The 24,403-nt window shown below is 44.2% G+C and carries 21 protein-coding genes; 19 read left to right on the top strand and 2 right to left on the bottom strand.

Going from position 1 to position 24,403, the window contains the following annotated elements; all coding sequences use genetic code 11:
• Positions 1-2 precede the first annotated feature (2 nt).
• From GK047_RS02155 to GK047_RS02170, 4 genes are all read left to right on the top strand, one after another.
• The gene (locus GK047_RS02155) at positions 3-941 is read left to right on the top strand and encodes a carbohydrate ABC transporter permease (protein WP_163940623.1); all 939 of its coding nucleotides are present in this window, start codon (positions 3-5) and stop codon (positions 939-941) included.
• 105 nt (positions 942-1,046) lie between these two features.
• A complete protein-coding gene (locus GK047_RS02160) occupies positions 1,047-2,033 on the top strand; it encodes an N-acetylglucosamine kinase (protein ID WP_163940624.1) in 987 nt (328 codons plus the stop codon).
• A complete protein-coding gene (locus GK047_RS02165; protein WP_163940626.1) occupies positions 2,026-3,330 on the top strand; it encodes a 6-phospho-beta-glucosidase in 1,305 nt (434 codons plus the stop codon). The genes GK047_RS02160 and GK047_RS02165 overlap by 8 nt, the downstream gene beginning before the upstream one ends.
• Positions 3,331-3,452: 122 nt before the next feature.
• The gene (locus tag GK047_RS02170) at positions 3,453-4,490 is read left to right on the top strand and encodes a glycosyl hydrolase family 18 protein (RefSeq protein ID WP_163940628.1); all 1,038 of its coding nucleotides are present in this window, start codon (positions 3,453-3,455) and stop codon (positions 4,488-4,490) included.
• 189 nt (positions 4,491-4,679) lie between these two features.
• On the opposite strand, the gene GK047_RS02175 is transcribed toward GK047_RS02170, so the two are convergent.
• Complete coding sequence (locus tag GK047_RS02175; protein ID WP_163940630.1) at positions 4,680-6,374, bottom strand: S41 family peptidase; 1,695 nt, start codon at positions 6,372-6,374, stop codon at positions 4,680-4,682.
• A 342-nt stretch (positions 6,375-6,716) separates the two neighbouring features.
• Here GK047_RS02175 and mreB point away from each other — a divergent pair, with 342 nt between their 5' ends.
• The 12 genes from mreB (at position 6,717) to rocF (GK047_RS02235) (ending at position 19,242) form a co-directional block, all read left to right on the top strand.
• Positions 6,717-7,757, top strand: coding sequence for a rod shape-determining protein (gene mreB / locus GK047_RS02180; RefSeq protein WP_163940632.1), 1,041 nt, complete (start codon positions 6,717-6,719; stop codon positions 7,755-7,757).
• Positions 7,758-8,025: 268 nt separating this feature from the next.
• Positions 8,026-8,901 carry a LysR family transcriptional regulator gene (locus GK047_RS02185; RefSeq protein WP_163940633.1) on the top strand — a complete coding sequence of 292 codons (876 nt, stop codon included), beginning with the start codon at positions 8,026-8,028 and terminating at the stop codon, positions 8,899-8,901.
• A gap of 158 nt (positions 8,902-9,059) precedes the next feature.
• The gene (locus GK047_RS02190; protein WP_163940635.1) at positions 9,060-9,440 is read left to right on the top strand and encodes an HTH domain-containing protein; all 381 of its coding nucleotides are present in this window, start codon (positions 9,060-9,062) and stop codon (positions 9,438-9,440) included.
• A 300-nt stretch (positions 9,441-9,740) separates the two neighbouring features.
• On the top strand, positions 9,741-10,616 hold the full coding sequence (locus GK047_RS02195) for a GyrI-like domain-containing protein (protein ID WP_163940637.1): 876 nt from the start codon (positions 9,741-9,743) through the stop codon (positions 10,614-10,616).
• A gap of 33 nt (positions 10,617-10,649) precedes the next feature.
• On the top strand, positions 10,650-11,540 hold the full coding sequence (locus tag GK047_RS02200; RefSeq protein WP_163940639.1) for an alpha/beta hydrolase family protein: 891 nt from the start codon (positions 10,650-10,652) through the stop codon (positions 11,538-11,540).
• Between the two features lie 479 nt (positions 11,541-12,019).
• Positions 12,020-12,592 (top strand): hypothetical protein, encoded by a 573-nt coding sequence (locus GK047_RS02205; RefSeq protein ID WP_163940641.1) that lies wholly within the window; start codon positions 12,020-12,022, stop codon positions 12,590-12,592.
• A 99-nt stretch (positions 12,593-12,691) separates the two neighbouring features.
• Entirely contained in the window at positions 12,692-13,387 is a 696-nt protein-coding gene (locus GK047_RS02210) for a response regulator (protein ID WP_163940643.1), read from the top strand.
• 5 nt (positions 13,388-13,392) lie between these two features.
• Positions 13,393-14,856 (top strand): sensor histidine kinase, encoded by a 1,464-nt coding sequence (locus GK047_RS02215; RefSeq protein ID WP_163940645.1) that lies wholly within the window; start codon positions 13,393-13,395, stop codon positions 14,854-14,856.
• Positions 14,853-15,956 carry a TolB-like translocation protein gene (locus tag GK047_RS02220; protein ID WP_163940647.1) on the top strand — a complete coding sequence of 368 codons (1,104 nt, stop codon included), beginning with the start codon at positions 14,853-14,855 and terminating at the stop codon, positions 15,954-15,956. The genes GK047_RS02215 and GK047_RS02220 overlap by 4 nt, the downstream gene beginning before the upstream one ends.
• A 215-nt stretch (positions 15,957-16,171) precedes the next feature.
• Positions 16,172-17,083, top strand: coding sequence for an arginase (gene rocF, locus GK047_RS02225; RefSeq protein ID WP_163940649.1), 912 nt, complete (start codon positions 16,172-16,174; stop codon positions 17,081-17,083).
• 30 nt (positions 17,084-17,113) lie between these two features.
• A complete protein-coding gene (locus GK047_RS02230; RefSeq protein ID WP_163940651.1) occupies positions 17,114-18,301 on the top strand; it encodes an ornithine--oxo-acid transaminase in 1,188 nt (395 codons plus the stop codon).
• Positions 18,302-18,324: 23 nt separating this feature from the next.
• The gene (gene rocF, locus GK047_RS02235) at positions 18,325-19,242 is read left to right on the top strand and encodes an arginase (protein WP_163940653.1); all 918 of its coding nucleotides are present in this window, start codon (positions 18,325-18,327) and stop codon (positions 19,240-19,242) included.
• A gap of 60 nt (positions 19,243-19,302) precedes the next feature.
• On the opposite strand, the gene GK047_RS02240 is transcribed toward rocF (GK047_RS02235), so the two are convergent.
• The gene (locus GK047_RS02240; RefSeq protein WP_163940655.1) at positions 19,303-21,051 is read right to left on the bottom strand and encodes a sigma-54 interaction domain-containing protein; all 1,749 of its coding nucleotides are present in this window, start codon (positions 21,049-21,051) and stop codon (positions 19,303-19,305) included.
• 271 nt (positions 21,052-21,322) lie between these two features.
• Between GK047_RS02240 and GK047_RS02245 the strand changes: the two genes are divergently transcribed.
• The 3 genes from GK047_RS02245 (at position 21,323) to GK047_RS02255 (ending at position 24,381) form a co-directional block, all read left to right on the top strand.
• The gene (locus GK047_RS02245) at positions 21,323-22,237 is read left to right on the top strand and encodes a proline dehydrogenase family protein (RefSeq protein ID WP_163940657.1); all 915 of its coding nucleotides are present in this window, start codon (positions 21,323-21,325) and stop codon (positions 22,235-22,237) included.
• A gap of 26 nt (positions 22,238-22,263) precedes the next feature.
• A complete protein-coding gene (pruA, locus tag GK047_RS02250; protein ID WP_163940659.1) occupies positions 22,264-23,832 on the top strand; it encodes an L-glutamate gamma-semialdehyde dehydrogenase in 1,569 nt (522 codons plus the stop codon).
• Positions 23,833-23,949: 117 nt separating this feature from the next.
• The gene (locus GK047_RS02255) at positions 23,950-24,381 is read left to right on the top strand and encodes a universal stress protein (RefSeq protein WP_163940662.1); all 432 of its coding nucleotides are present in this window, start codon (positions 23,950-23,952) and stop codon (positions 24,379-24,381) included.
• Positions 24,382-24,403: the final 22 nt, after the last annotated feature.

Below are 24,403 nucleotides of genomic sequence, written 5' to 3' on the forward strand. Positions count from 1 at the left end.
CGTTGAGCAAAGCGACAGCAAACACGGCCCAATCCTGGAGGGTTCGTTTATTTAAAGTCAGTCCTAGTGAGCTTATTCCTCCTATCTATCTATGGATCGGCATTTCACTGTTAACCATCTTTACCCTTTCGCCATTTCTTTATTTGATGATTTCTTCCATTAGCCAATCACAAGAGCTACTATCAGGGCATTTGTTCCCTCATATGCCAACGTTTGCAAACTATTTGAAGCTGTTTCAGGGCAATACGGGGAAAGATTTCATTCACGCTTTGGAAAACAGTCTTTCGGTTTCCTTATGGACAACAGCGATTACGATTTTTGTTGGGGTATTTGCTTCCTATGCGCTAGCGAGAATCAAATTTCCTTTCCGTGTATCGTTACTTTTCGTTATTCTAGCCATGCAGTTATTACCGTCGATCAGTATCATTGTGCCGTTATACATTATGATGCGAGAAGGAATTAGCATTTCAATTCCTTTCACATCCATTCAACTTCTGCAAACGAAGCCTCTGTTAGATACGACATGGTCATTGGTTATTGCCTATATAGCCACTAGTTTGCCGTTCGCCATATGGCTAATGAGCGGTTACTTTCAATCTATATCCAAAGAGATGGAAGAAGCAGCGTATATGGATGGGTGCAGCAAATTCAAAACGATGCACAAGATCATTTTACCCTTGGCGCTGCCGGGCATTGCTGCAACCGCGATTTTCACCTTTTTAAATGCGTGGGATGAATTCATATTTGCAAGTGCCTTCAGTCAGACGTATGCATCCAAGACGCTGCCCATCGCTGTTCGCGAATTTATTGGTAAACATAGCATTGACTGGGGCTTAATGACCGCAGGCGGATTCGTGGCCTCGCTGCCACCCGTTATTATTTCCTTATTTTTGTACAGATATATCGTTAGCGGCTTGTCAGAAGGGGGATTAAAGGAGTAATATATAGCATATAAAAGTATAAACGTTTATATATATTGAATGAAACCAATAGGCAGCTAAATACCAGCATAGAGAAACGTAACAATGAACGTAGGAGTGAGGAAATTGAGCTACTATCTAGGTGTGGATGCTGGCGGCACGAAAACTTACGCTGTCATTACTGACGAGACAGGGCATTGGCTGGCAAGCGGCAACAGCGGCCCAGGCAATCATCAAATTCAGGTAGAGATGGCACGTACAAATATACGAGATGCGGTATTTCAAGCGCTCGAGCAAGCAAATCTTCAGCCTGCCGATATTGCAGTCGCTTGGTTCGGTCTAGCAGGAGCAGATCGGGAAGCGGATTATCGGATCTTAAGACCGATGATTCAACAGCTTGGATTTCCTAATTCTCAAATCGTTTGCGACACGATTATCGCCATGCGCGCAGGAACGGCAAAGCCCTATGGCGCCGTGCTTATATGCGGAACTGGGATGAATGCAGCTGGAATCAATAAGCATGGCGATATGCTCCAGTGCGGGGGATTTGGCTATGAATACGGTGATTTCGGCGGGGGCAGCGAGCTGTCGGTCGAAGCGTTTCGAACCGTTATTCGGGCTTGGGAAGGACGCAGTAAAGCAACCTTGTTGACCGATATGATTCTTGAATCGCTGGGCTATGCTTCTGTGGAGGAAATGTTTCATAGCTTTCTTGATCTTCATAAGCGCATTCCGTCTGATTTGACGAAGCTGATCTTCGATGCTGCGACAAGGGGAGACAGCGCATCTATACAAATTTTACAAAAACAAGGCGTTGAATTAGGATTATCCGCCAGAGCGGTTGTAGAACGCTTGCATATGCAGGAGGATAACTTCGATCTTGTCTTGGCCGGCAGTGTTCTAACGAAAGGCCATAGCGAATTTATTCATCCTTATATTGCTGAAGCGGTTCGCGAAGCAGCCCCAGGCTGTCAATTGAAAATATTGACGGTAGAGCCTGTAGTGGGATCGATTTTGCTAGCGATGGAGAAAGACGGCATAGCCATCACAGCTTCCATCTATGAAAAGTTAAGCCAGATAGTTAACATCAAAGGAGTTGTCCACAATGAATAAAAAATTGAAAATTGCTGTTATTGGCGGAGGATCATCTTACACCCCGGAATTAATCGAAGGCATTATTCTGAATCACGCACAGCTGCCTGTGACTGAAATCTGGTTGGTCGATATTCAAGCAGGTCAACATAAACTGGATATCGTTGGGAATTTGGCGAAGCGTATGGTAGAAAAGTCAGGCTTGCCGATTGCTGTTCATTTAACAATCAATCGTCGAGAAGCGCTGGAGGGGGCTACCTTTGTCTCCACGCAGATGAGGGTTGGTCTTCTCGAAGCGCGCATCTGGGATGAGACGATTCCGCTTAAATATGGCGTGATTGGACAGGAAACAACAGGTCCCGGCGGCATGATGAAAGCGATGCGTACAATCCCTGTTTTGCTTGATATTTGTAAAGACATGGAAGAGCTTTGCCCAGATGCTTGGATGCTTAATTTCACCAATCCGGCAGGCATGGTCACGGAAGCCATCAACAAATATTCGAAAATCAAAACAATTGGCTTGTGTAACGCGCCAACAGGCGTATACAAATGGTTGTCGGAGCTATTTGAAGTTCCAACAGAGCGAATTTATGCGGAATTCGTTGGTTTAAACCATTTGCATTGGGTGACGAAAGTAAGCGTCGATGGGGAATCGAAGCTGGAAAAGCTGTTCGATCTTCGCGAAGGCTATTCCGCGAAAAATGTACCGCAATCCGCATGGAATGCCGATTTCATTCATGGTTTGGGCGCAATTCCATCTTATTACTTGAAATATTATTATTTGACGCAGGAAATGTTGAAGGATCAGTTGGAGTCTTCAGCCAAAGAGGGAACTCGCGCAGAAGTTGTTAAACGCCTGGAAGATGAGTTGTTCGAGCTGTACCAAGATCCGAATTTAGCTGAAAAGCCGAAGCAGCTGGAGAAGCGTGGTGGCACGTATTACTCCGAAGCCGCTGTGAATCTAATGAAGTCACTCTATAATGACACACGCGATATTCAAACTTTAAATGTGGCTAATGGCAATATTATTGATTTTTTGCCGTCTGATGCGTGCATTGAAGTTAATTGCGTGGTCACTAAGCAAGGGCCGATTCCGCTGCCAGTTTCGCATATTCCGGCTTCTGTGAAAGGATTAATGCATGCGGTTAAAACCTATGAACAACTAGCAATTGAAGCTGCTGTTCATGGAGATCGCAGTCTGGCTCTGCAAGCATTAGGGCATCACCCGCTAATTCCTTCCGTAAATGTTGCTGATCGTATGTTGAAGGAGCTGTTAGAACAAAATAAAGCCTTCTTACCGCAGTTTTTTAAAGCGTGAATGAGGGGCTCTATTCATTAGCTCATTGGTCTGATTACGCAGGGGGGAGGTAGCTGTTTCAAGCTCTGGCAGAAATGAAAATGCGCAATGTATGTTTTCAAAACTAAGGAGGAACGACATCTATGAAAATCAAAAAAATCGTTAGCTTTTTCACGGTTGCGGCACTCGCAGTCACTTTATCAACAGGTTTAACTACAAAAGCAAGTGCTAATTCCCCGATTATTTTAGGTTACTACACGAATGATTCGTCCAATGCGCTTACTAACTATCACAGCTACATCAATCAAATATCAACCGATACCTTCAATACAGACGCGAATGGTAATATTGTAGGAGCGATTCCTACCCAAGCAGTTGCTTATGCTAACTCCGTAGGTGTTCTCCCATACGCTTTGGTTTCCAACTATGGTACTACAGATTGGGACAGTCATGTAGCTCATGAAGTATTAACGAATGCAACAGCCAAAAAGAATTTGATTGCTAACATGGTTTCTTTAGTTAAAACGAATAACTATAAAGGCATTAACATCGATTTCGAAGCTGTTTTGGCAAGTGATCGCAATGCGATGACTAGTTTTGTTAAAGACGTCGCTAGTGTTATGAAGGCACAAGGATTTCTGACGATGGTTTCCGTGCCAGCGAAGGCGCAAGATGATCCTGCGGATGATTGGACGGGAGCATTTGATTTTGAACCGCTTGGCACTTATGCGGACATCATTCAAGTGATGACCTATGATGAGCATGGCGTTTGGGCAGACCCAGGCTCCGTGGCAAGTAAGCCATGGATCATGGAAGCTCTTAAATTTGCCATTACTTATGTTCCTTCCGAGAAAGTGCTCATGGGGATTCCTGCCTATGGGAATGACTGGAATTTATCGGACAAAACGAACAGCAGCAACAAATTGATTCCGTGGAAAGATATTCCGCAGTTGATTTCAAGCACGAAAGGCAAGCCAACAAGAGATAATGCAACAGGATCGATGACTTTCAAATATACGGCGAAAGACGGCTCTAAACACGTGGTTTGGTACGAGGATGAAACGAGTATCAAAACCAAAACGCATTATACATTGACTTACGAGCTTGCAGGCGTATCTGTTTATGCAATGGGTGAAGAAGACGAGAAATTCTGGAAAGCAATTGCTGCTGGTTTGAAATAAATTGGCGGATAGTAGTGCGATCAAATAATTGGAATCTGGCTGTCCTTGAAGGTCTGAAAAGACTGGATGGGACAGTTTTTTTGTGGAACAAGTGGTCGGGTGAGGATAAAGCGCTGTATGAATAGGTAAACAGCCACATTCCTAAGGGTTATCCAATAGGCATGTGGCTGTTTATTTCATTTATTTCGTTTACTTTTGCAGCGCCGCTAGCGCATAGTTTAATTCTACGTCTTGTCCCTCCACGTACATGGCTTTAAATGTTTCTTCGTTTAGTGGAATTTTAATATCGGGAACCGCACCGCCCTGTCCGGTATAATCCGCATCCCCTTGAATGACTTGCTTCGCATTGAGTGACCTTCCATCCGGAAATTCAACGAAATAGCCTTCTGGCATATTAAATGTAATAGGACTAGTCACAATTCCGAATGAACCTGCTGTAGAGGTGAATCCAATGATCGTAACATTAGGTAAGCCTTTGAGGATAAGAGGCATGCCTTCTCCTGAACTTCCTGTTCGACTATTAATAAGAATAGCGATTTTACCTGTGTAAGAGGGCTTGGTAGGCTGCACGGTAAGATAATCGCTATGATTTATTTCAAATTTGCTCGTATAGCGATTGTAATAACTTGCATATTCATAGATTGTCTTCTTTTTGACAAAATGTCCAGTCAGATTAGCCGCCAGTGCATCCACGCCGCCTGGATTGTTACGAAGATCGATAATTAAGCCATTGAGCGGCTTCGTTTGTAGCTTCTTCAATTGGTCTTCTAGCAATTTCTCAGGGTTAGGTGCTGTGTCGCTAGGAGCAAAATGGGTGATTTTAATATACCCATACCCATTATCCAGTGCCTTACCTTCAATAGAGGGACCATCCAGATCGGCTTGGGTAAATTTCACCTTGGTTTGCTTAAGTGTCTCATACTGGTCGTCATAGGCTTTTAGCATGACTTTACTTATTTTCTTATCTCCGACATTCTGAAATCCTACTTGGATTTCTTTACCGATCGGAGATCTCGCCATAAATCGTCCCTGATTAATTCGCTTAGCCTCATCGGTAGCTATGCTGCCATCGCTCCATGTGGTGGAGGCAAAAGCTTCTTTTACATCCTTGCCGTCCCAGGTTACAATCTCTGAACCTAGCTTGATTCCATTTTTTTGAGCGGGACTATTTTCCAGAACTAAGCTGACGAGCACTTTGCCATTATCCAATTGCACGGTGCTGATCCCGAAGCCACCGCCGACTTCATTTTTAAATACTTGATTTTCATACACCTTGTCATTCACAATTCTGACGTGCCCGTCTCGGAAGGAGCTGAGGTAATCTTTTAAGGTTTTGTAGTATGCTTCTTTATTTTTATCTTGATCGATTTGCTTAAATAGAGGTTCGTACTTGTTTTGTAACGCCTGCCAGTTCACGTGTTTCCATTCACCGAAGGGATATTCTTTGGTTAATCGCTGATTCAATTGAACAAAAGCCTTCGCGTAGCTCAGTTTGCTAAGATCACTAGTTGGGTTATAACGAAGCTCGCCAGCATGCTGCAGTGCTACGATTAGAGGAATTGCGCCGCATATACAAAAAATCGCTCTTACGAATCGATACTTAGGGAGCCTGATTCGTCCAGTTGGTCTAAATAATCGTCTGACTGTACATAGAAATATAACCAAGGAAACGGTATAGATGGCAATAGCCGGAGGTGTTGTATTACCTGATAGCAGGCTTATGATGGCTATAAGTAAACCCGCACTAGGCACAAAGTCAAACCAACGATAGCTTTTTTGAATCGGCACAGCATATCTGACTAAAAGCATCAGATTCATAATCAATAGGATGATTTCCCCAACCGTCAACCACTTTACTGAAGCCAGAAAACTGTAAATTTCCATCGTAACCTCCTATATAAATAAAGGAATTTATTTCCTTTCCATATGTATATCCTAGATGAAAAAGGTCGTTGTTAACACAGACTTGTGTCGGTATAGGGAGCTAGACTTAAGTCGGGGTATGGAAATAGGAGACTGTCCAGGCAATTACCAGGAATCCAAAAACTTCAGGTTTTAAAGCTGCTGTTACGAGCATTATAGCTAATTTGCCGCTAGTTAACAAATTTTCCCTGTATGTAACTGCTTGGCTCGCCCCCATAAAATGAGAGCTCGACCAGAATACTATAACTACGTATGCCACCTCCAAACCATAAATAGCTACACAAACAAAGGAGGAATTATTCAATGTTTAAACAATTCGATAAGCTGTACGGGATTGACTTAGGAACCTCAAACACCGTCATTTTCGAGAAGGGAAAAGGCATTGTGCTTAACGAGCCATCCGTGATTGCTTATAACCAAAAAACAGGTGAGCTGTTGGCAGCAGGCGAGGAAGCGCGAGCGATGATAGGCCGAGCTCCTGATCATGTGGAAATCACTTATCCCTTAGTGAATGGGGTCATTGCCAATTTTGATAAGACAAGCAGGATGCTTCAATATTTTATAAAAAAAATTCAAGGACGGCCTTCTTTTTTTCGAAGCTCTCAAATTTACATATCGGTGCCATGCGGGATTACGAATGTACAGAAACGGGCCATTGAAGAAACCGTCGTCCACAAGGGAGCCAAGAAGGCAATTGCGATAGAAGAGCCGATAGCGGCAGCTCTGGGCGCAGGACTGAGGCTCGATGAACCCGTAGGCCATTTAGTTCTGGATATTGGTGGCGGTACGTGCCAAGTAGCTATTTTGTCGCTAGGAGGCATCGTCGCAAGTCATACGATTCAACGAGCGGGAATGTCGATTGATCGCAATATCATCGAGTATGTTAAACGGCAATACAACCTTGACATCGGGGAGCGAACGGCTGAGGTCATCAAGCAACAGATCGGAACAGCAAGCATCTCAATCCCTGAGCGGACGCTCGACATCCGAGGACGCGATTTGATGGAGGGGTTGCCTAGATCCCTTCGGTTGACCTCAAGTGAAATTTATACAGTGGTGAATGAATTCTTAGGCACATTGGTGGATGCCATTCGCGCGACACTTGAGCTGTGTCCACCTGAACTTGCTGGAGATGTAATGGAACAAGGGATTTTGCTTTGCGGAGGTGGAGCCTTGATCGAAGGTATTGATGAACGAATTCGCACAGAGACAGGCGTAGCCGTACATATTGCAGATCATCCACTTGAATGTACAGCCCTTGGTATCGGTAGAATGATGGGCGTACAGGTAAGTAAGAGCCGCCCCATCAAGCAAGAGGAGAAGACAGAAGAAACGGCAATGTAGAAGATGGAAGAACAAAGGCTAGTCCGTATGGAAGTTAACGGACTAGCCTTTGTTTGCCTTATTTATTAAAGGAAACATGGTATGAAACCCGACTTCTTGGCGTTAACGAATATTTTTTTTCATCGGGCTATGTTGGTCTTACGCCATCGTTTGTTTTTTCAATCCAGTAAAGGAAGATTCTATACGTATCAAGAATATAGTTGGGTATGGAAAAGAAGAAATCCTTAATGCCGAGGAGCTATCTCCAAATGAGGAGCGTGAGAGAATCATGGATTTCAGAAAATACAAGACATTTCAAGTTGTTGCGGATTGTTTGAACTTAACCAGAGCTGCCGATCAGCTTGGATACACACAGCCGACGATTACGCTTCAGCTGCAATCGCTGGAAAGCGAGCTAGGTGTCACGTTATTTAATCGAGTAGGGAAGAAGACGTATCTGACCCCTTCAGGCAAATTGGTTAAGACGTATATAGATCGAACGTTTGCGGTGCTCGAAGAGATGGAGCAGGAACTAAGGAAGCTCGATAATCCCCATGGCGTATTAACGGTTGCGGCTCCAGAATTTTACTGTACGCAATACTTGTCACTCATCATACATTCCTATATTTCTCAAAATCCGCAGGTTAAGCTGCAGTTGTTCTCCTGCGACAGCAATGACGCCTTGAAAAAGGTGGCGACGAATGAGGCTGACCTAGCAATCATTGCGGGGCCATGTCCTTCGACCGATATGGAATCTTTGCCGCTTGGCAAAGAGGATCTTGTTCTGGTTACGACGAAGGAGCTGTTTGAAAAATATGATGCGAGAACGCTAATGGAGAAATTTCCGTTTATCACCTATAAATCGGGCTCCAATATTCAGCTTCTTGTTAACGAATGCTTGGACGAATACGGATTCACACCAGAAAATTATATTGAATGTGTTACGGACGAAACGATCAAAAGAACAGTTTTATACCATACAGGCATTGCGCTGCTGGGTTCTGCTCTCGTAGAGGAGGAGTTAAGAAAAGGAACGTTGGCCGAAATCCACCGTTTTTCTGGTAAAATCCAAACCTCTATGGTGATTCTAAAAAAACGTACGGAGGAGAAAAATATTGATTCGTTTGCCGAGATTGTGAAACGAATTTGGCTGGAGTGCAGCTAATTAAGGACATGCTCCGACGATGAATCGCGTTATTTTCATATAATTGCCCAAAGAAGCTCACTTTACACTGGTACCCATAGTCTGGACACTTTGAAAAAGTGTTCAGACTATGGGTACCTTTTTTTGTATACTGAGTAAGCCCCGGAGGGGATTACATCATGTCTAAGAAAATCTTTAGCGAAAAAGAACGAAAGCATTTATCAACGAATAAATACGTTGTCAAGGCAAGCACGAAATCAATAATCTATGCCGATGAATTTAAGCGGTTGTTTATCGACCTTTACATGTCAGGAAAGACTCCTAAAGAAATCTTTGAAGCTAATGGATTTGATGTCAGCGTAATTGGAATGAAGCGAGTTGAACAAAGCGCAAACCGTTGGAAGAAAGCATACGGAAAAGACGGAATCATTGGACTAGCCGACTCCCGCAAGGAAGCTTCTGGACGTCCCCTGAAGCGTGAACTAACGCAGGATGAAGTGATTGCAAGACAGGAAGCAAGAATGAGACTCCTTGAGTCTCAGGGTGTAGAAAGAAAATAAAGTATTAGACTGGAAAATAAAGTTGTAGACTAAGAAAATAAAGATGTAGACCAGGAAAATAAAGTCTTAGACTATCGATGCATCATTAACCGAGGGACGGGCAGATTTGTTTAAAACCAGCGAGACTGAGCAATTGCCAGAGGTTGCTCTTTTGGCGAACCGAAGAGTGTGGCTGATCAGGAAACTATCTGCGCTTGGAAAGTAGTGTTAGCTGTTGGGTAAAGTAAAATTCCGCAAAAAATATCAAAACAGAGCGTTCCATCTGTCGTAAAGTGAGTATATCGATATGGAGGCATTAAAGTGAACTATAAGGATTTGGTAATTAAGGCCATTGCCTATATTGAGGATCATCTGACCGATGAAAGCTTAAGCACCAAGGTTACGGAGGCTGCGGGCTATTCGCCGTACCATTTTCACCGGATCTTCCTATCGGTTACGAGAAACTCCGTCTCGGAGTACATACGCAAGCGGAGATTGACGCAAGCAGCATACGATTTATTTTATACCAACCAAAGGATCATAGATATTGCCATCCTGTACCGGTTCGAGTCTCAGGAATCCTTCGCCCGAGCCTTTTGGAAAATGTTCTCCATCTCGCCTGGACAATTTCGCAAGCAAAGGGACATGAAGGACACGCTGTTCCGGGCAATGGAGAAGCTTCCTTTGGATGAAGTGGGGCTACAGCATTTGAATAAGAGCGTCTCCCTCGTGCCAGCTTTTGTCTGCCTGAATAAGCTGCATCTGGTCGGCATGTCGATACCGGGTGTCAATTCGGACGAGGTCGGAAAGCTATGGCGGAGCTTTAGGCAGCGTTTGTTTGAAATTGAGCGAAAGCCGGATACGGAAGACATATTTTATGCGGTCATTGAACTTACAGGTAGGCAATGGGAAGTCACTTATATCGCTTGTGTCGAGGTAGCCAGCGAGGAGAGTGTAGTTCCCTTGGGAATGGTCGCTAAGCTGCTCCCAGTGGTGACTTATGCGGTTTTTACTCATAAGGGGACAGTATCGAGACTCAACGATACGTTCCAGTACATTTATGAAACGTGGTTACCCCAGTCAGGCAGCGTTCGTACGAATTACCCGGAGTTTGTGCGTTACGACCATCGATATCTAGGACCGATGAACGAGGATTCGGTATTAGACATATATATTCCCGTTGGCTCGCCATATTAGGAGCATGTAGCTCAAGGAGAGGAAGAGATCAAGATGAACAAAATAGAAGACATTGTTGAAGTATATGCAGGTTGCTGCGAGGTACAAATTACCGACAACGCATTGAGGGTGACCGTTCCCATGATCGTGATGTATCCGACAGATGCACCGGAACAGACTGATAGGATAGGGCCGTACTCGTTGGAGGTGGCCAGAGACGCAGCGCCGCTGGATGGAAAATTTAGGCTAGTGCTCATTTCACACGGTACAGGCGGTTCACCGCATGTGTACCGGTCGCTCGCTCGGCATTTGGCGCGCAGCGGCTTTATCGTTGGCCTGCTCGAACATCCATTCAATAACCGCAACGATAATAGTTTGGTAGGTACTGTCCAAAACCTCACCTATCGCCCCCGGCACCTTCGCATGGCAGCCGACTGGTTTTTTGAAGATGAGAGGTTTAAGGGGCTTCTCCAGCCGGGAGGCCATTCGGTCATCGGGCATTCCATGGGGGGCTACACCGCGCTTGCAGCAGCTGGCGGCATCCCGACCTCCTTCCCTAATGAGAGCCCGGATGGGAAGCCGCAGCAGATCGATGTCCCTCATGATTCACGCATCCGGTCCCTGATTTTGCTAGCCCCGGCGTCCGTTTGGTTCCGTAATGAGGGAGCATTAAGCAACGTTCGGCTCCCCATTCTCATGTTGGATGCCGAGCGAGACCCTTACACACCTCCTTTTCACGCGCAGATCATCATGAATAGTGTTGCTGAACCGCAAATGATTCGCTATCGGACGGTGGAGAATGCCGGACATTATTCCTTCCTGACTCCTTTCCCAGCTGAGATGATTTCACCAGCCTTTCCCCCCTCGCAAGACCCGCCCGGCTTTGATCGCGTGCAATTTCACGAAACGCTGAAGGCTGAAGTAGTAGAGTTTCTGTTGACTTAACATTAGGAACAATCACTTTCCGTCGAAATCAAATGTTAACTAAGAGTTCGATTAACTAATCGTTACGCTAACTGGGGAATGTTAGTTCAATAACAGGCTGAAACAGCAGCGGCAGTCTAAGACTTTATTTTCACGTCTTAGTCCGCCGCTGCTTACTTTATTGGAACAGTCTAAAACTTATTTTGCGAAGGCTGCCAAATTAATAATTGAAAAACCACATTAGATCAACAACTCCAGTCTAGAACTTTATTTTCAACGAACACCTAAACCACTCTTTTTTTCAAGTGTCCTTGACAGAGGGTCCAGATCACTTAGCGAGCTTTTTCTTTAGTTTTTTTGTTTGCTGATTTTCGTGTCGGATCATTTAGATACATTTTGTTTACAACTTAGAGAAGTTTTATTAACATCTTTGTTTAAAAATAAAAGGTGGATGTGGGAAGAAGCAAATCTAAATAAACAGGATGAGGAGAGATGAAAAGATGAAAAAAGCATTGATGATGATGACAGGTGCAGCGTTACTATTAACAGCTGTAGCTTGCAGTAATGGGAATGAGAAGGTTAGTGGGAATAAAGAGCTTCAAATGGATAAAAGAGCAGGTGAAAACATTTCGCAGCCGAAAGACAGCTCTTCTCAAAGTAGCACAACGCCAAAGGAAAGTGAACCAGTGACAAACATGCAATCGTCAACTGAGCCTACATCTAAAACGGATGCTACAGCGACGACGGGAAGTGTATTGTCTACGGATGTAGGGGCAGGAAGCGAGCCAACGGCGGGTGCAAGGGTGCCAAAGGGAAGTGAGTCAATGACGGTTGTAAGTGCGCCAACAGCGGCTGTAAGGGTATCAAAGGGAAGTGAGCCAACGGCGGCTGTAAGGTCGAAAGCGGGAAGTGAGCCAACGGCGGTTGTAAGGCCGAAAGCGGGAAGTGAGCCATCGGCGGAAACGAAACCGTCAGAAGGAGTCCAGCGCTCAACAACTACCGAAGCTCCGAAAGCTGTTGAGCTGCCAGCAAGTGAAGCTCCGAATGCACAAGCCCAACCTTCTCCACAGTAAAAGTTCGGCTTCCTCTCGCATTTGAGCCTGAAAGTAAGTATGATATGATAACTTCAACGTTGTCTTATGGTTAGTTGTGGTGAGGATGGAGTGGAAATTGTGGAGCGTGCAAAAATTCTTATAGTTGAAGATGAAATTGCCATATCCGATTTGCTTTCTTATAGTTTAAATAAAGAAGGTTTTCAAACAATGACCGCCAATACGGGGGCAGAAGGTTTAAGAGGGGTTGAGCAGTTTCAACCGGATTTGCTCTTGCTTGACTGGATGCTTCCCGATATAAGTGGACTTGAAGTTTGCAAAAAAGTAACGGCAACCCATAATCTGCCCATTATTATGATTACTGCCAAATCTGATATCACAGATAAAATCGTAGGTTTGGAGTTCGGTGCGGACGATTATATGACCAAACCCTTCGATGTAAGAGAGGTTGCCGCTAGAATACGCACCGTTCTTAGGAGATTGGCCCAAGGGAGTCAACCTATAGAGGAATCAGGACCTAGTGTCCTACAATTTAAAAACATAGCTATTATTGTTGAGGAAAGGCAAGTCAAAAAAGATGGGGATATTATCGAGCTTACGCCCAAAGAATTCGATCTGCTCATGAAGTTCTATCAATATAGAGGGAAGATTTTTTCCAGAACAGAATTATTGGATTTCGTTTGGGGATACGAGTATGCCGGTGATACTCGAACCGTCGACATTCACATCCAACGCTTGCGTAAGAAGCTTGATTTGAATGACATCATTGCAACCGTATTTGGCGTTGGTTATAAATTTGAAAAAAGGTTTGGATGAATGGCATGGCCCCGACAATAAAAGTTAAGTTTCTAGTTGGTTTTTTTCTAATTTTTTCCATATCTCTATTGCTAATGAATCATTTTGTAGTTCGCATCATCGAAACGAGTCATGAGAAAGTTATCACACAGGACTTGATCAGTATTAAGAAAAATAGCAATATTTACGTCAAGCAAGCTTTTCTGATCAATCATTTTACGCATGATGAAATGTATTTTCAACAAATTTCCCGGGAAATGGTAGATGACCTGCAACGCGTCACATCCGGTGAAAGTAGCGCCTATACCATAACCGGGGAGTTATTATACGCTTCTAATAAGAGTAAGTTCTCAGGAGTAGACGATGATGATCTTAAACATGCGATAAACGGGAAAACAGCTTATACGATTCACTATACGAACAGCACCGCGCAAGTATATTATTCGTATCCTGTCGTTATCGACGGTAAAAAGGTTGGCATATTGCGATTCGTCAAAGATTTCTCTTTTCTGTATGAACAGAGCAAACATATGCTGGATGTTATATTTTATTTGACAAGCGGAATTTTTGCGGCAGCATTTTTATTCTCTTATATCTTATCCAGAAATATCACGATTCCGATTATTAAGCTGAGCAAAATTTCTACAGAGGTTACAAATGGAAACCTGGATATTCGCATTTCGATCAAAAGAAAAGATGAAATTGGCCGGCTTGCCAGTAACTTTAGTCAAATGATTGATAAAATTAAACTGCAAATTAATCGAATTGAAAAAGACAGAGATCGTTTGATCGATCTGAATCATCATCGCAAACAATTTTTTGATAACGTTACACATGAATTGAAAACACCACTGACATCTATTTTGGGCTATGCGCAAATGATCAAAGAAAACAGATGGACGGACGAGGCTTTTTTTGATAAAGGTATGAACCATATTGTTAACGAAAGTCAAAGACTTCATCAAATGGTCGTTAGTCTTTTGGAATTGTCCAAAGAAACCTCCACCGAAGAAGCATTGGAAGCCATTGAATTAGGTCGTCTTTTGCAGGACGTATGCGAAGGCATGACGTTTAAAGCGATTAGATACAAGAAAACCATTGTAAACAATATTCAAGAAGGGCTCTTTGTTCAGGGAAGTGCGAATAAGCTAAGGCAGCTGTTCATTAACGTGATCGATAATGCGATTAAATATGGATATCCCCATACCTATATAAGTGTCACGGCATTGCTTGTAAAAGAAACCATTCAAATCTCGATTATGAATAAAGGGGAAGAAATAAGCTCGGAGGATGTGGCCAGCTTCTTTGATCCGTGCTATCGATCTGAAAAGAGGAAAGTAATAGAAGCAGGAAGCCGCGGCTTAGGATTAACGATTTGCAAAGCCATTGTTGAGGACCACGGGGGTCAGATTTCAATGACGTGTTCGAACGAAGAAATCTGCGTAAGTATGCAAATACCTTATTTGCAAGCAAAGAGGGAACAGGGATGAGGAAACGAGCTGTGAGGTTGGGAGGACTGCTCCTAGTTGCTGTCATTGTCCTAGGCGGATGTATGAATCAGTTAAAATCCAAAACGATCATTGTTGACGACACGGAAGAAAATAAGAAGTCATCCGCAGTGAAAGCGGATTTTGAAGTGAATAAAATATATAAAATTTCCGGTAATGAGAATATCCTTGGATGGTTAGATAACGATCATATCCTAGGCGATTCTGGAAGAAACGATCAGGAGCTGAGACTAGAAAGCATAGAATACCAATATAATTCTCGCCAGAAGCAAATGAGCGTGAATAAGGATATGGAGGCTGGAGACTTATCCCCAGATGGATTGCAGCTGTGTGTAGCTTCAAATGAGCATGAGAAACAAATCATAAAGCTAATTGGGTTAAAAGATCATAAGGAAACGCTCATTGGCGAGATTGGCAATGATCAGTTGAGGATGGGAGCAATCGTTTGGTCAAGTAGCAGCCGTTACATCTCCTTTGCAAAAAAGGATCGAAGTAAAACGGAAGCGAGAATCGTCGTTTACGATGTGAATCTCCATAGTTCGAAGGAGTATGTGTTCACTCAATTGAAGGGCGGGTTCGTTTCTTATGTCAAAGTTTCAGATGATGGGGAAAGTGCCCTTGCTGTTATCCTTCGAGAGGGTCAAGATGACATTATCACTGTTGGAGCTTTGAAAGAAAATGAATTTATTAGTCAGTACGAGCATGAAGCGAGACGTGATGGGAATTTTGATTTTATGAATAACGATCAAGTTGTATTTGTTGGGCAAAATGGCTCGTTAACGTTATATGACCGTCGAAATGAAACGGCAACTACCTTAGCGGAACAAGTAAGTACATTTGGGCTTTCGAATGATCGGAAATACATCGCTTATTCCAAGGATCGTGAAAATATGTATGTGGCTAGCCTGCAGGGCAATCGTTTATTAAATGAACAGGTCTCTTATAAAGGCAGAAATTTCTATCAAATGTATTGGAGTCCTGATGCCAAGAAAATCTTAATCACGGGGATTAAAAGCTATGGTACTCGTCCTGGCGTCGTGAGTGCTCAGGAGAATGTGCCGTTGGTCATTGAATTTAAATGAAGATGAACAACGGCAGCCAATTTTCATAATCAATATGATGATTTATGTAAATCCTTCTAGAGAAGAAGTCCGTTTACCGGCTAATTCATTAGAGGGATTTTTGTGGTTTTAAACATAATGTTTTTCAATTGTTACGATTGGATAATTCAATGATTTCAAAGGAAATTACTGTGTTACAATGACCATAATACGGGAAATATGAAGGGGTGCAGCGGATGAATGCTACGATGAATAACCATATTTCTATCATTGGCGTCCCCATGCAGTATGGCGCCGACCGGCACGGTGCGGATATGGGACCAGGCGCGATTAGAGCCTCCAACATTCACCATAGGCTGGAATCATTGGGCTTTCAAATCGAAGATCTTGGCGATCTTCCTGTGAATCGAGTCATCGAGGCTTATCAAGCAGGCGAGAAGCTCAAGTATCTGAAAGAGATTATTCAAGTGAATCATAAATTATGCGAAACGGTTGCGAGCGAAATGAAAAAGGGGCAATTCCCGCTCGTACTCGGAGGCGACCATAGTATTGCCATAGGAACGATTAAAGGCGTCTTGCAGCATGTCCCCAAATTAGGTGTGATCTGGTTTGATGCTCATACAGACGTTAATACGGAGGAAACGACATTCACGGGAAATATACACGGGATGTCATTGGCTGTCGCCCTGGGATATGGTCATCCAGAGCTCCTTTCCATCGGGGGGATTGAAGCCAGGCTGCGACCAGAGAATGTGGTCATCATCGGTGCGCGATCCATTGATCAGGGTGAACGGAAATTTCTGAAGGATAAAGGCATACGAGTATTTACGATGCATGAAATTGATCGGAACGGCATGAAGCAGGTGATGGAAGAAGCGCTTCAGATAGTTACCGACGGTACAGACGGCGTTCATTTGAGCCTGGATTTGGACGGTATGGATCCAGGGGATGCGCCTGGTGTAGGTACGCCAGTCTCTGGAGGCATGTCTTACAGAGAGAGTCACTTTGCAATGGAGATGCTGCATGAACGTGGTTGTCTTGTCTCTGCTGAGTTTGTGGAAGTGAATCCGATGCTGGATCAAAACAATAAAACAGCCAAAACGGCGGTAGAGCTGATCGGTTCTGTATTTGGTGAACGTATTCTGTAGCATAATGATAAGCAGGAGAGTGACAACAAGATGAGCGACACAAGCCAAATTATTGAACAAACCGAAAAATTCGGAGCCCACAACTATCATCCGCTGCCGATTGTAATTTCACAGGCAGAGGGTGTTTGGGTCGAGGATCCGGAAGGCAACCGGTTTATGGATATGTTAAGCGCTTATTCGGCCCTGAATCATGGACATAGACACCCGAGGATTATTCAGGCGCTCAAGGATCAAGCGGATAAAGTGACATTGACATCGCGCGCTTTTCATAACGATCAGCTTGGGGAGTTTTATGAAAAGCTGTCAGCGTTGACAGGGAAATCGATGATTTTACCGATGAACACCGGAGCTGAGGCGGTAGAAACGGCCCTCAAAGCAGTGAGGCGTTGGGCTTATCAAGTTAAGAAGGTTCCTGCTAATGAGGCCGAAATCATCGTTTGTGAAGGGAATTTCCATGGACGAACGATTACGGTGACCTCCTTTTCATCCTCTGAGGAATATAAAGATGGCTTTGGGCCGTTTACACCTGGCTTCAAGATCATTCCATACGGGGATCTGGCATCGCTGAAGCGGGCAATAACCCCGAAGACGGCGGCTTTCCTCATTGAACCGATTCAAGGAGAAGCGGGGATTGTTATTCCTGGGGAAGGCTTTTTGCAGCAAGCGTATCAGCTATGTAAAGAAAATAACGTTCTCTTTGTTGCCGATGAGATTCAAACAGGGTTTGGTCGAACAGGCAAGTTGTTCGCTTGTGAATGGGAATCTGTGAAGGCAGACGTTTATATTATGGGAAAAGCGCTTGGCGGCGGCGTGTTCCCGATATCTGCTGTTGCGGCTGATGCGGATATTTTGGGCGTGTTCAATCCCGGCTCGCATGGGTCCACATTTGGCGGTAACCCGTTGGGATGCGCAGTTGCGATTGCAGCACTAGATGTGCTGAAGGATGAGCATTTGGTTGAACGTTCATTGGAACTGGGGAATTACTTTATTGAGAAATTACGCGAGATTCGAAATGAAGCGATCCATGAGGTGCGAGGACGCGGCTTGTTCATCGGCGTTGAACTAACCAAGCCAGCGAGGCCCTATTGCGAGCAATTGAAAGAGCTTGGCATTCTGTGCAAAGAAACGCACGAAACGACAATCCGTTTTGCCCCACCGCTTACGATTTCCAAAGAACAGCTAGATTGGGCGCTTGAACGCATAAAGCTTGTATTTTAAACCAATATGAAGAGAAGAAGGTGATGATGATGACTCATCAGACGAATAAACAGCTAAGTCTCATTCAGGTGCCTTTCGGACTTGGAGCGGGTCGACCAGGTACAGAAGAAGGGCCTGAGAGCATAGTTCAGGCAGGGCTCCTCCGCCAAATACGTAAGACATCCTATGAGCTTGTTGGCGAATATAAGGTGAGATGTCCTCTACCTTCGTCTTCCTCGTCTAGCGATGGCAAGGTTAAGCATCTCCCGGAAGTGATTGACATGAGCAAGCTTGTGGCGAAGCAAGTTTCGCAAGCCATTGGCAGCGGGACGTTCCCTCTTGTGCTAGGGGGCGACCATAGCGTAACGATTGGAGTGCTCGCTGGCGTAACTTCTCATTTGGCGAATCTAGGCGTAATATACTTCGATGCGCATGTTGGTCTGAATACCGAGGAGACAAGTCGGACGGGGCATGTCAATGGGATGTCCCTTGCCGTAGCGCTTGGCATAGCGGGGCTTAAGCTGAGCGACATTTCCGGTTCAGAAGCTTTGATTAAGAAAGAGAACGTGGTCGTCATCGGCGTTCGAGATGTGGAGCCGAATGAGAGAGAGTTGATCGTGTCAGAAGGCATTTCTTGTTTCACGATGCATGACATCGATCGAATGGGCATTGAGAAAGTCATTGAAAGGGCGCTTGCAATTGCGGGAGAAGGAACAGACGGTATTCATATCAGCTTTGCTGCTGATTCTTTAGATCCGCTAGAAGCCCCAGGTGTTGGGCTTCCGCTGCCAGGGGGGCTTACGTATCGGGAAGCGCACTTTGCCTGTGAGCTGCTGGCCGAATCCCATCGCATAGTGTCTATTGACGTTGTGGAAGTCAATTCAGCGCTGGATGAAAGCAGACGCACTGCGCGGCTTGCGGTAGGTCTGATTACTTCACTGCTTGGCAAAAAAATTATATGAAAAAAGTCGTTGCGGATGGCTTGAATCCATCCGTAACGACTCTGTAAACGACCGCAAAGACTATTCTAGCTGATAGTCTTTTATTTTGTTGTACAACGTCCCGCGGGAAATTCCGAGAAGTTTGGCAGCTGCACTTTTGTTGCCTGCTGTTTTCAACAAGGCTTCTTCAATGAGGTCAATTTCTTCTTGCTCGGTGCCTTTGGACTTTGGTATCTTGTCTGCTGTAAGCAGCGTATCCATTTCTGGATAGGCAAGACTTGGCTGTTGCTCTTGTAAGGAATGTGGTAAATGATCCAGCGTAATCAGATCTTCATCACTAAGAATGACACAGCGTTCGATGACATGTCGAAGCTCTTCTACGTTCCCGGGCCAACTGTAGTTGGTGAAAGCCAGTATGACCTCGGGCGAAAGTAGGGGAACCGGCTTATGATATTGTAAGGAAAATTGCTTCAGGTACATTTGGAGCATTGCTGGCATATCTTCGATTCTTTCCCTTAAAGGCGGGATTCGAATGGAGATGACACCAAGCGAATAGTACAAATCAGATCGAAACTCGTGATTCTCTACTAACATAACCAAGTCCTGTGTAGAGGAGGCGATGATTCGTGTGCGTACAGGAATCGGGATGCTTCCCCCCGTACGAATGATCGTTTGTTGGTTGATATAGTCATAAAGCTTGGCCTGTAGGTCTAAAGGAAGTCGATCAATTTCATTGATAAATAGGGTGCCATCCTTGGCTTGTTCCAGCTTGCCTGCTTGTCCAGTATCGCTTCCTGTGAAAGCCCCGCCCTGGAAGCCGAATAATTCGGTTTCCAGCAAACCTGGGGGGACAATTCCGCAATTAACAGAAAGGAACAATTGAGTGGAGCGAGGGCTTGCGTTATGAATGATTTGCGCAAGCTGTTCCTTACCTACGCCTGCTTCACCAACTAGCAAAACAGGTGTATCCATAATGGCGACCTTTTTGGCCCACTGAACAACTTTGCCGATAGCGGGTCCCTTGCCTTTGATCAATGAAAAAAGATCCTCCGTATTCGGCTTGTGAGGAAGCTCGAAGGTATGAGAAGTCGTTAATTGATCGTTCAAGCGAACTAATTGTGTAATGTCTTGCTCGGCTGCAATCCCGCCGATAATGAGCCCCTGCATATCTCGTATCGGCGAGGCATTGATGAGCACGTGGGTGTCCGGCCGAGGACGATGGTACGTATTTCGAATCATTCGCCCTTCGTCCAGAATTCTCAGAACCATAAGATTCTCCGTGTCAAAAAGATCGCCAATGCCTCTTCCTAAAATATCAGCTTGAGGAAGATCATAGATTTCTTCGGCAATTGTGTTCCAGCAGATGACTGCGCCGTGCTGATCGACGACCGTTACCGCATCGGTAACGGTTTCAGCCAATGTGGAGAAGTAAGCCGACCATCGCTGCTGCTCCTTGATTGAAAACTGTAGTAATGCAGATAGGAGAGCGTACCCTTTGATATGTCCATCGCTATCCTTGAAGAGAAAAGGACGATTGGCGGTTGATGGAAGATGAACCAGCAGGGAATTCCAGCTGTTCGTTTCTTCGTAAGGAAGAATCGTACTGAAAAAGTATCGATTTCCTGCCAAATAAGCTGCGATATCAATGTTTGAATTTGTTTGAAACTGTATCAGACTCAAATCCTCTGGGATGAATAAACAAGCCTCGCTGCTTACTGCAACTAAGACGGCTTGTTTGTTTTGCAAATAGGACGAGAGCTCTCCAATTGTAGATGAAGCAGAAAGCTCATGGAAATGAGTGTTCAATGGAAAGTGTTCATTTTTGAACATAGTTTACCTCGCGGACTTGTCATTCGTTTCGTTTAAATTTACCATGAAAGCGATGTCGATTCAACACGATTGGTGAGGAAAATGAATATTTATAGAGATAACGATAGGATACAAATATGAAATTATTTTTCAATGCGTGTTCAATGGGGGGTGTGCAATTTATTCCCATTTAATTTATTTTAAACAACATCTGTTCAAAAGTGAAGTTATGTTGTATAGTTAACTCATGCAATTATACAACATTGTTCAATTCCAATGGAGGAATATATACATGGAAATCATGCTGAGAAATATGTTTCAAGCATTGGGGAAGAGCCGCTCTGCTAATCGATTAGCCAAGAAGTACGGTCTTCGCTTTGGGGCCGCCCGATTTGTTGCGGGTGAGACGATCAAGCAATCCATTGATGCTGTGCGAGGATTAAATGTAAGCGGTCGCATAGCCACATTGGATCATCTGGGCGAATTCGTTTTTAGTGAAGAGGAAGCCAGAGAATCTGCGGATATGTGCATTCAAACGTTGGATGCGATAGCTGAATCTGGTGTTCAATCCAATCTTTCATTGAAAATGACTTCCCTAGGTCTTGATATAAGCAAAGACCTTTGCATGAACAATATGAAACGCATTTTAGATCGTGCGCGTCAGCATGGCAATTTTGTTCGGATCGATATGGAGGATTACGCGCATTGTCAAATCTCGCTTGATATTTATCGAGAACTTCGAGAACAATATGATAATGTGGGCATTGTGATTCAAGCATATCTCTTCCGCACAGAGCAAGATATTCAGGATTTGAGTGCGCTTAGAGCTAATTTGCGTCTCGTTAAAGGCGCTTATAAGGAATCAGTACAAGTCGCTTATCCTGAAAAAAAAGATGTTGATGAGAACTATAAAAAAATTATCCAAATGCACCTGAAAAATGGCCATTACGCAGCGATTGCCAGTCATGATGAAGTCATTATTAACTTCACGAAGCAGTTCGTCAGTGCGCAAGGAATTAGCAGAGATCAATTCGAATTTCAGATGCTTTATGGGATTTGTGAAGAGCTTCAAAAACAATTAGTGAGCGAAGGGTACCGGGTGCGCGTTTATGTGCCTTACGGTGTCGATTGGTTCGGATACTTTATGAGACGTTTAGCTGAACGACCAGCCAATGTTTGGTTTGTTCTTAAAAATATGTTCAAATAGACCCGCAAAGGGAGAGGAGCAATAAGATGACTACATTCACAAAAGTAAGCGCATACGCAAACGAACCTTTTACTAATTTCGCTTTGGATGAAAATAAACAAGCGATGGAAGCGGCAATTGCCAAAGTAAAAAGCGAATTAGGCCAAGAGTACCCGTTGTATATCGGAGCTGAAAAAGTGGTCACCGAAGCTAAAATCAAATCGATTAACCCAGGTAATGTGGATGAAGTGATTGGTTATGTAAGCAAAGCGGATCAAGCTCTAGCGGAAAAGGCGATGCAAGTCGCTTTGCAAACTTTTGAATCCTGGAAGCGGGTTCCGGCTCGGGAACGTGCAGAATATTTGTTTAAAGCGGCTAAGCTTATGCGTGAGCGTAAACATGAATTTTCTGCGCTTATGATTTTAGAGTCCGGTAAAAATTATGTAGAAGCTGACGTAGATACTGCGGAAGCTATTGATTTCATCGAGTTCTATGCACGTGAAATTATTCGTTTGAGTGAAATCAACGAGACGCAACCACTAGCCAAACTTGCTGGCGAAGATAATAACATTTCTTATATCCCACTTGGTGTAGGCGTCGTTATTCCGCCATGGAATTTCCCTTTAGCGATTTGCGTAGGTATGACAACTGCTGCTGTGGTATCAGGGAATACAGTGCTACTTAAACCTGCTTCCACAACGCCTGTGATTGCTCATAAGTTTGTTGCGCTCATGGAAGAAGTAGGACTTCCTGCCGGTGTTATTAACTTCATCCCGGGAAGCGGTGCAGAAGTTGGCGATTATTTAACGACACATCCGAAAACTCGTTTCATTAGCTTTACAGGCTCCAAAGAGGTTGGTTTGCGCATCAACAAGCTGGCCGCAGACACTGTTCCAGGTCAAATTTGGATCAAACGCGTTGTTGCTGAAATGGGTGGAAAAGACGGTGTCATCGTCGATGAAACAGCGGATCTGGAAGCAGCAGCGGCTGCGATCGTTGCTTCGGCCTTCGGTTTCCAAGGACAAAAATGTTCGGCTGGTTCAAGAGCGGTTATTGTTGAATCCGTCTATGATCAAGTTGTTGACCGAGTTGTCGCTTTGACGAAACAACTGCAAATAGGTCTACCTGAGCACAATTATGCAGCAGGTCCGGTTATCGACAAGACCTCATATGAAAGAATTCTGGACTACATCGAAGTCGGGAAGCAAGAAGGTACTTTGCTTGCTGGTGGGGAGAAGGCTGAAGGCAATGGTTATTATATTCAGCCAACCGTTATCGGCGATGTGAACGGCAAAGCGCGCATTATGCAAGAAGAGATCTTCGGACCTGTTTTGGCTATCGCAAAAGCAAAGGACTGGCAAGAAGCGATTGCAATCTACAACGACACCGAGTTTGGTTTGACAGGGGCATACTTCTCAACGAATGAAGAACGTATTGCTGAGGCTCTCGAAACGGTTCATTGCGGCAACTTATATATCAATCGTAAATGCACAGGCGCTTTGGTTGGTGTACATCCTTTCGGCGGATTCAATATGTCGGGAACGGATTCCAAAGCAGGCGGCTATGATTACCTCTTGCTCTTCACACAAGCGAAATTAACATCGCGTAAAATTTAATCTAGCAGAGGGCCTTCCAAAAATATTTGGAAGGCTCTTTTTTTGTGACATTCATCACAGCGGCGTCTGGCGAATGCTTGATATGATGATTTCATCAAAACAAAGAGGTGAGAGAATATGCTGTACGCCAAAATTGTAGTCGCATATGACGGTTCCGAAGCATCTGAGAAAGCGCTAGACGCCGCACTGAAATTAGCCAAATTAAATCACTTTTCCAAATTAGAAATTGTTCATGTTTTTAATCTTCCGACTTACGTCATCGGATCATCTGTCATTATTCCGCCAATTGCCATTGAACGTAATTATCTTGATTATTCCGACCAAGTCGTAGAGAAGCTGAAAGAGACGATTGTCGATTTCACGAATACGAATATTCAGATCAAGCAAGGTCCTATCGCCAAAACAATTATCGACTATGCAGATGAAGTTAATGCAGATCTGATTATTGTCGGAAGCCGTGGACTCAACAGCTTTGGAGAATTCGTGCTGGGCAGCGTCAGTCATAATGTTGTCCATCATGCGAAGAAGCCGGTACTGGTTGTGAAGTAATTGTTGTCTCTATCCGTTTTCA

It is taken from the genome of Paenibacillus sp. SYP-B3998 (assembly GCF_010820665.1).
Lineage (GTDB): Bacteria > Bacillota > Bacilli > Paenibacillales > NBRC-103111 > Paenibacillus_E.

Bases quoted from the DNA above. Each gene is read 5' to 3' on its own strand.
- GK047_RS02170 (WP_163940628.1), top strand. From the start codon at position 3,453: ATGAAAATCAAAAAAATCGTTAGCTTTTTCACGGTTGCGGCACTCGCA.
- GK047_RS02245 (WP_163940657.1), top strand. From the start codon at position 21,323: ATGGAAATCATGCTGAGAAATATGTTTCAAGCATTGGGGAAGAGCCGC.
- GK047_RS02220 (WP_163940647.1), top strand. From the start codon at position 14,853: ATGAGGAAACGAGCTGTGAGGTTGGGAGGACTGCTCCTAGTTGCTGTC.
- GK047_RS02200 (WP_163940639.1), top strand. From the start codon at position 10,650: ATGAACAAAATAGAAGACATTGTTGAAGTATATGCAGGTTGCTGCGAG.
- GK047_RS02240 (WP_163940655.1), bottom strand. From the start codon at position 21,051: ATGTTCAAAAATGAACACTTTCCATTGAACACTCATTTCCATGAGCTT.
- mreB (WP_163940632.1), top strand. From the start codon at position 6,717: ATGTTTAAACAATTCGATAAGCTGTACGGGATTGACTTAGGAACCTCA.
- pruA (WP_163940659.1), top strand. From the start codon at position 22,264: ATGACTACATTCACAAAAGTAAGCGCATACGCAAACGAACCTTTTACT.
- GK047_RS02165 (WP_163940626.1), top strand. From the start codon at position 2,026: ATGAATAAAAAATTGAAAATTGCTGTTATTGGCGGAGGATCATCTTAC.
- rocF (WP_163940649.1), top strand. From the start codon at position 16,172: ATGAATGCTACGATGAATAACCATATTTCTATCATTGGCGTCCCCATG.
- GK047_RS02205 (WP_163940641.1), top strand. From the start codon at position 12,020: ATGAAAAAAGCATTGATGATGATGACAGGTGCAGCGTTACTATTAACA.
- GK047_RS02215 (WP_163940645.1), top strand. From the start codon at position 13,393: ATGGCCCCGACAATAAAAGTTAAGTTTCTAGTTGGTTTTTTTCTAATT.
- GK047_RS02255 (WP_163940662.1), top strand. From the start codon at position 23,950: ATGCTGTACGCCAAAATTGTAGTCGCATATGACGGTTCCGAAGCATCT.
- GK047_RS02190 (WP_163940635.1), top strand. From the start codon at position 9,060: ATGTCTAAGAAAATCTTTAGCGAAAAAGAACGAAAGCATTTATCAACG.
- GK047_RS02230 (WP_163940651.1), top strand. From the start codon at position 17,114: ATGAGCGACACAAGCCAAATTATTGAACAAACCGAAAAATTCGGAGCC.
- GK047_RS02185 (WP_163940633.1), top strand. From the start codon at position 8,026: ATGGATTTCAGAAAATACAAGACATTTCAAGTTGTTGCGGATTGTTTG.
- rocF (WP_163940653.1), top strand. From the start codon at position 18,325: ATGATGATGACTCATCAGACGAATAAACAGCTAAGTCTCATTCAGGTG.
- GK047_RS02175 (WP_163940630.1), bottom strand. From the start codon at position 6,374: ATGGAAATTTACAGTTTTCTGGCTTCAGTAAAGTGGTTGACGGTTGGG.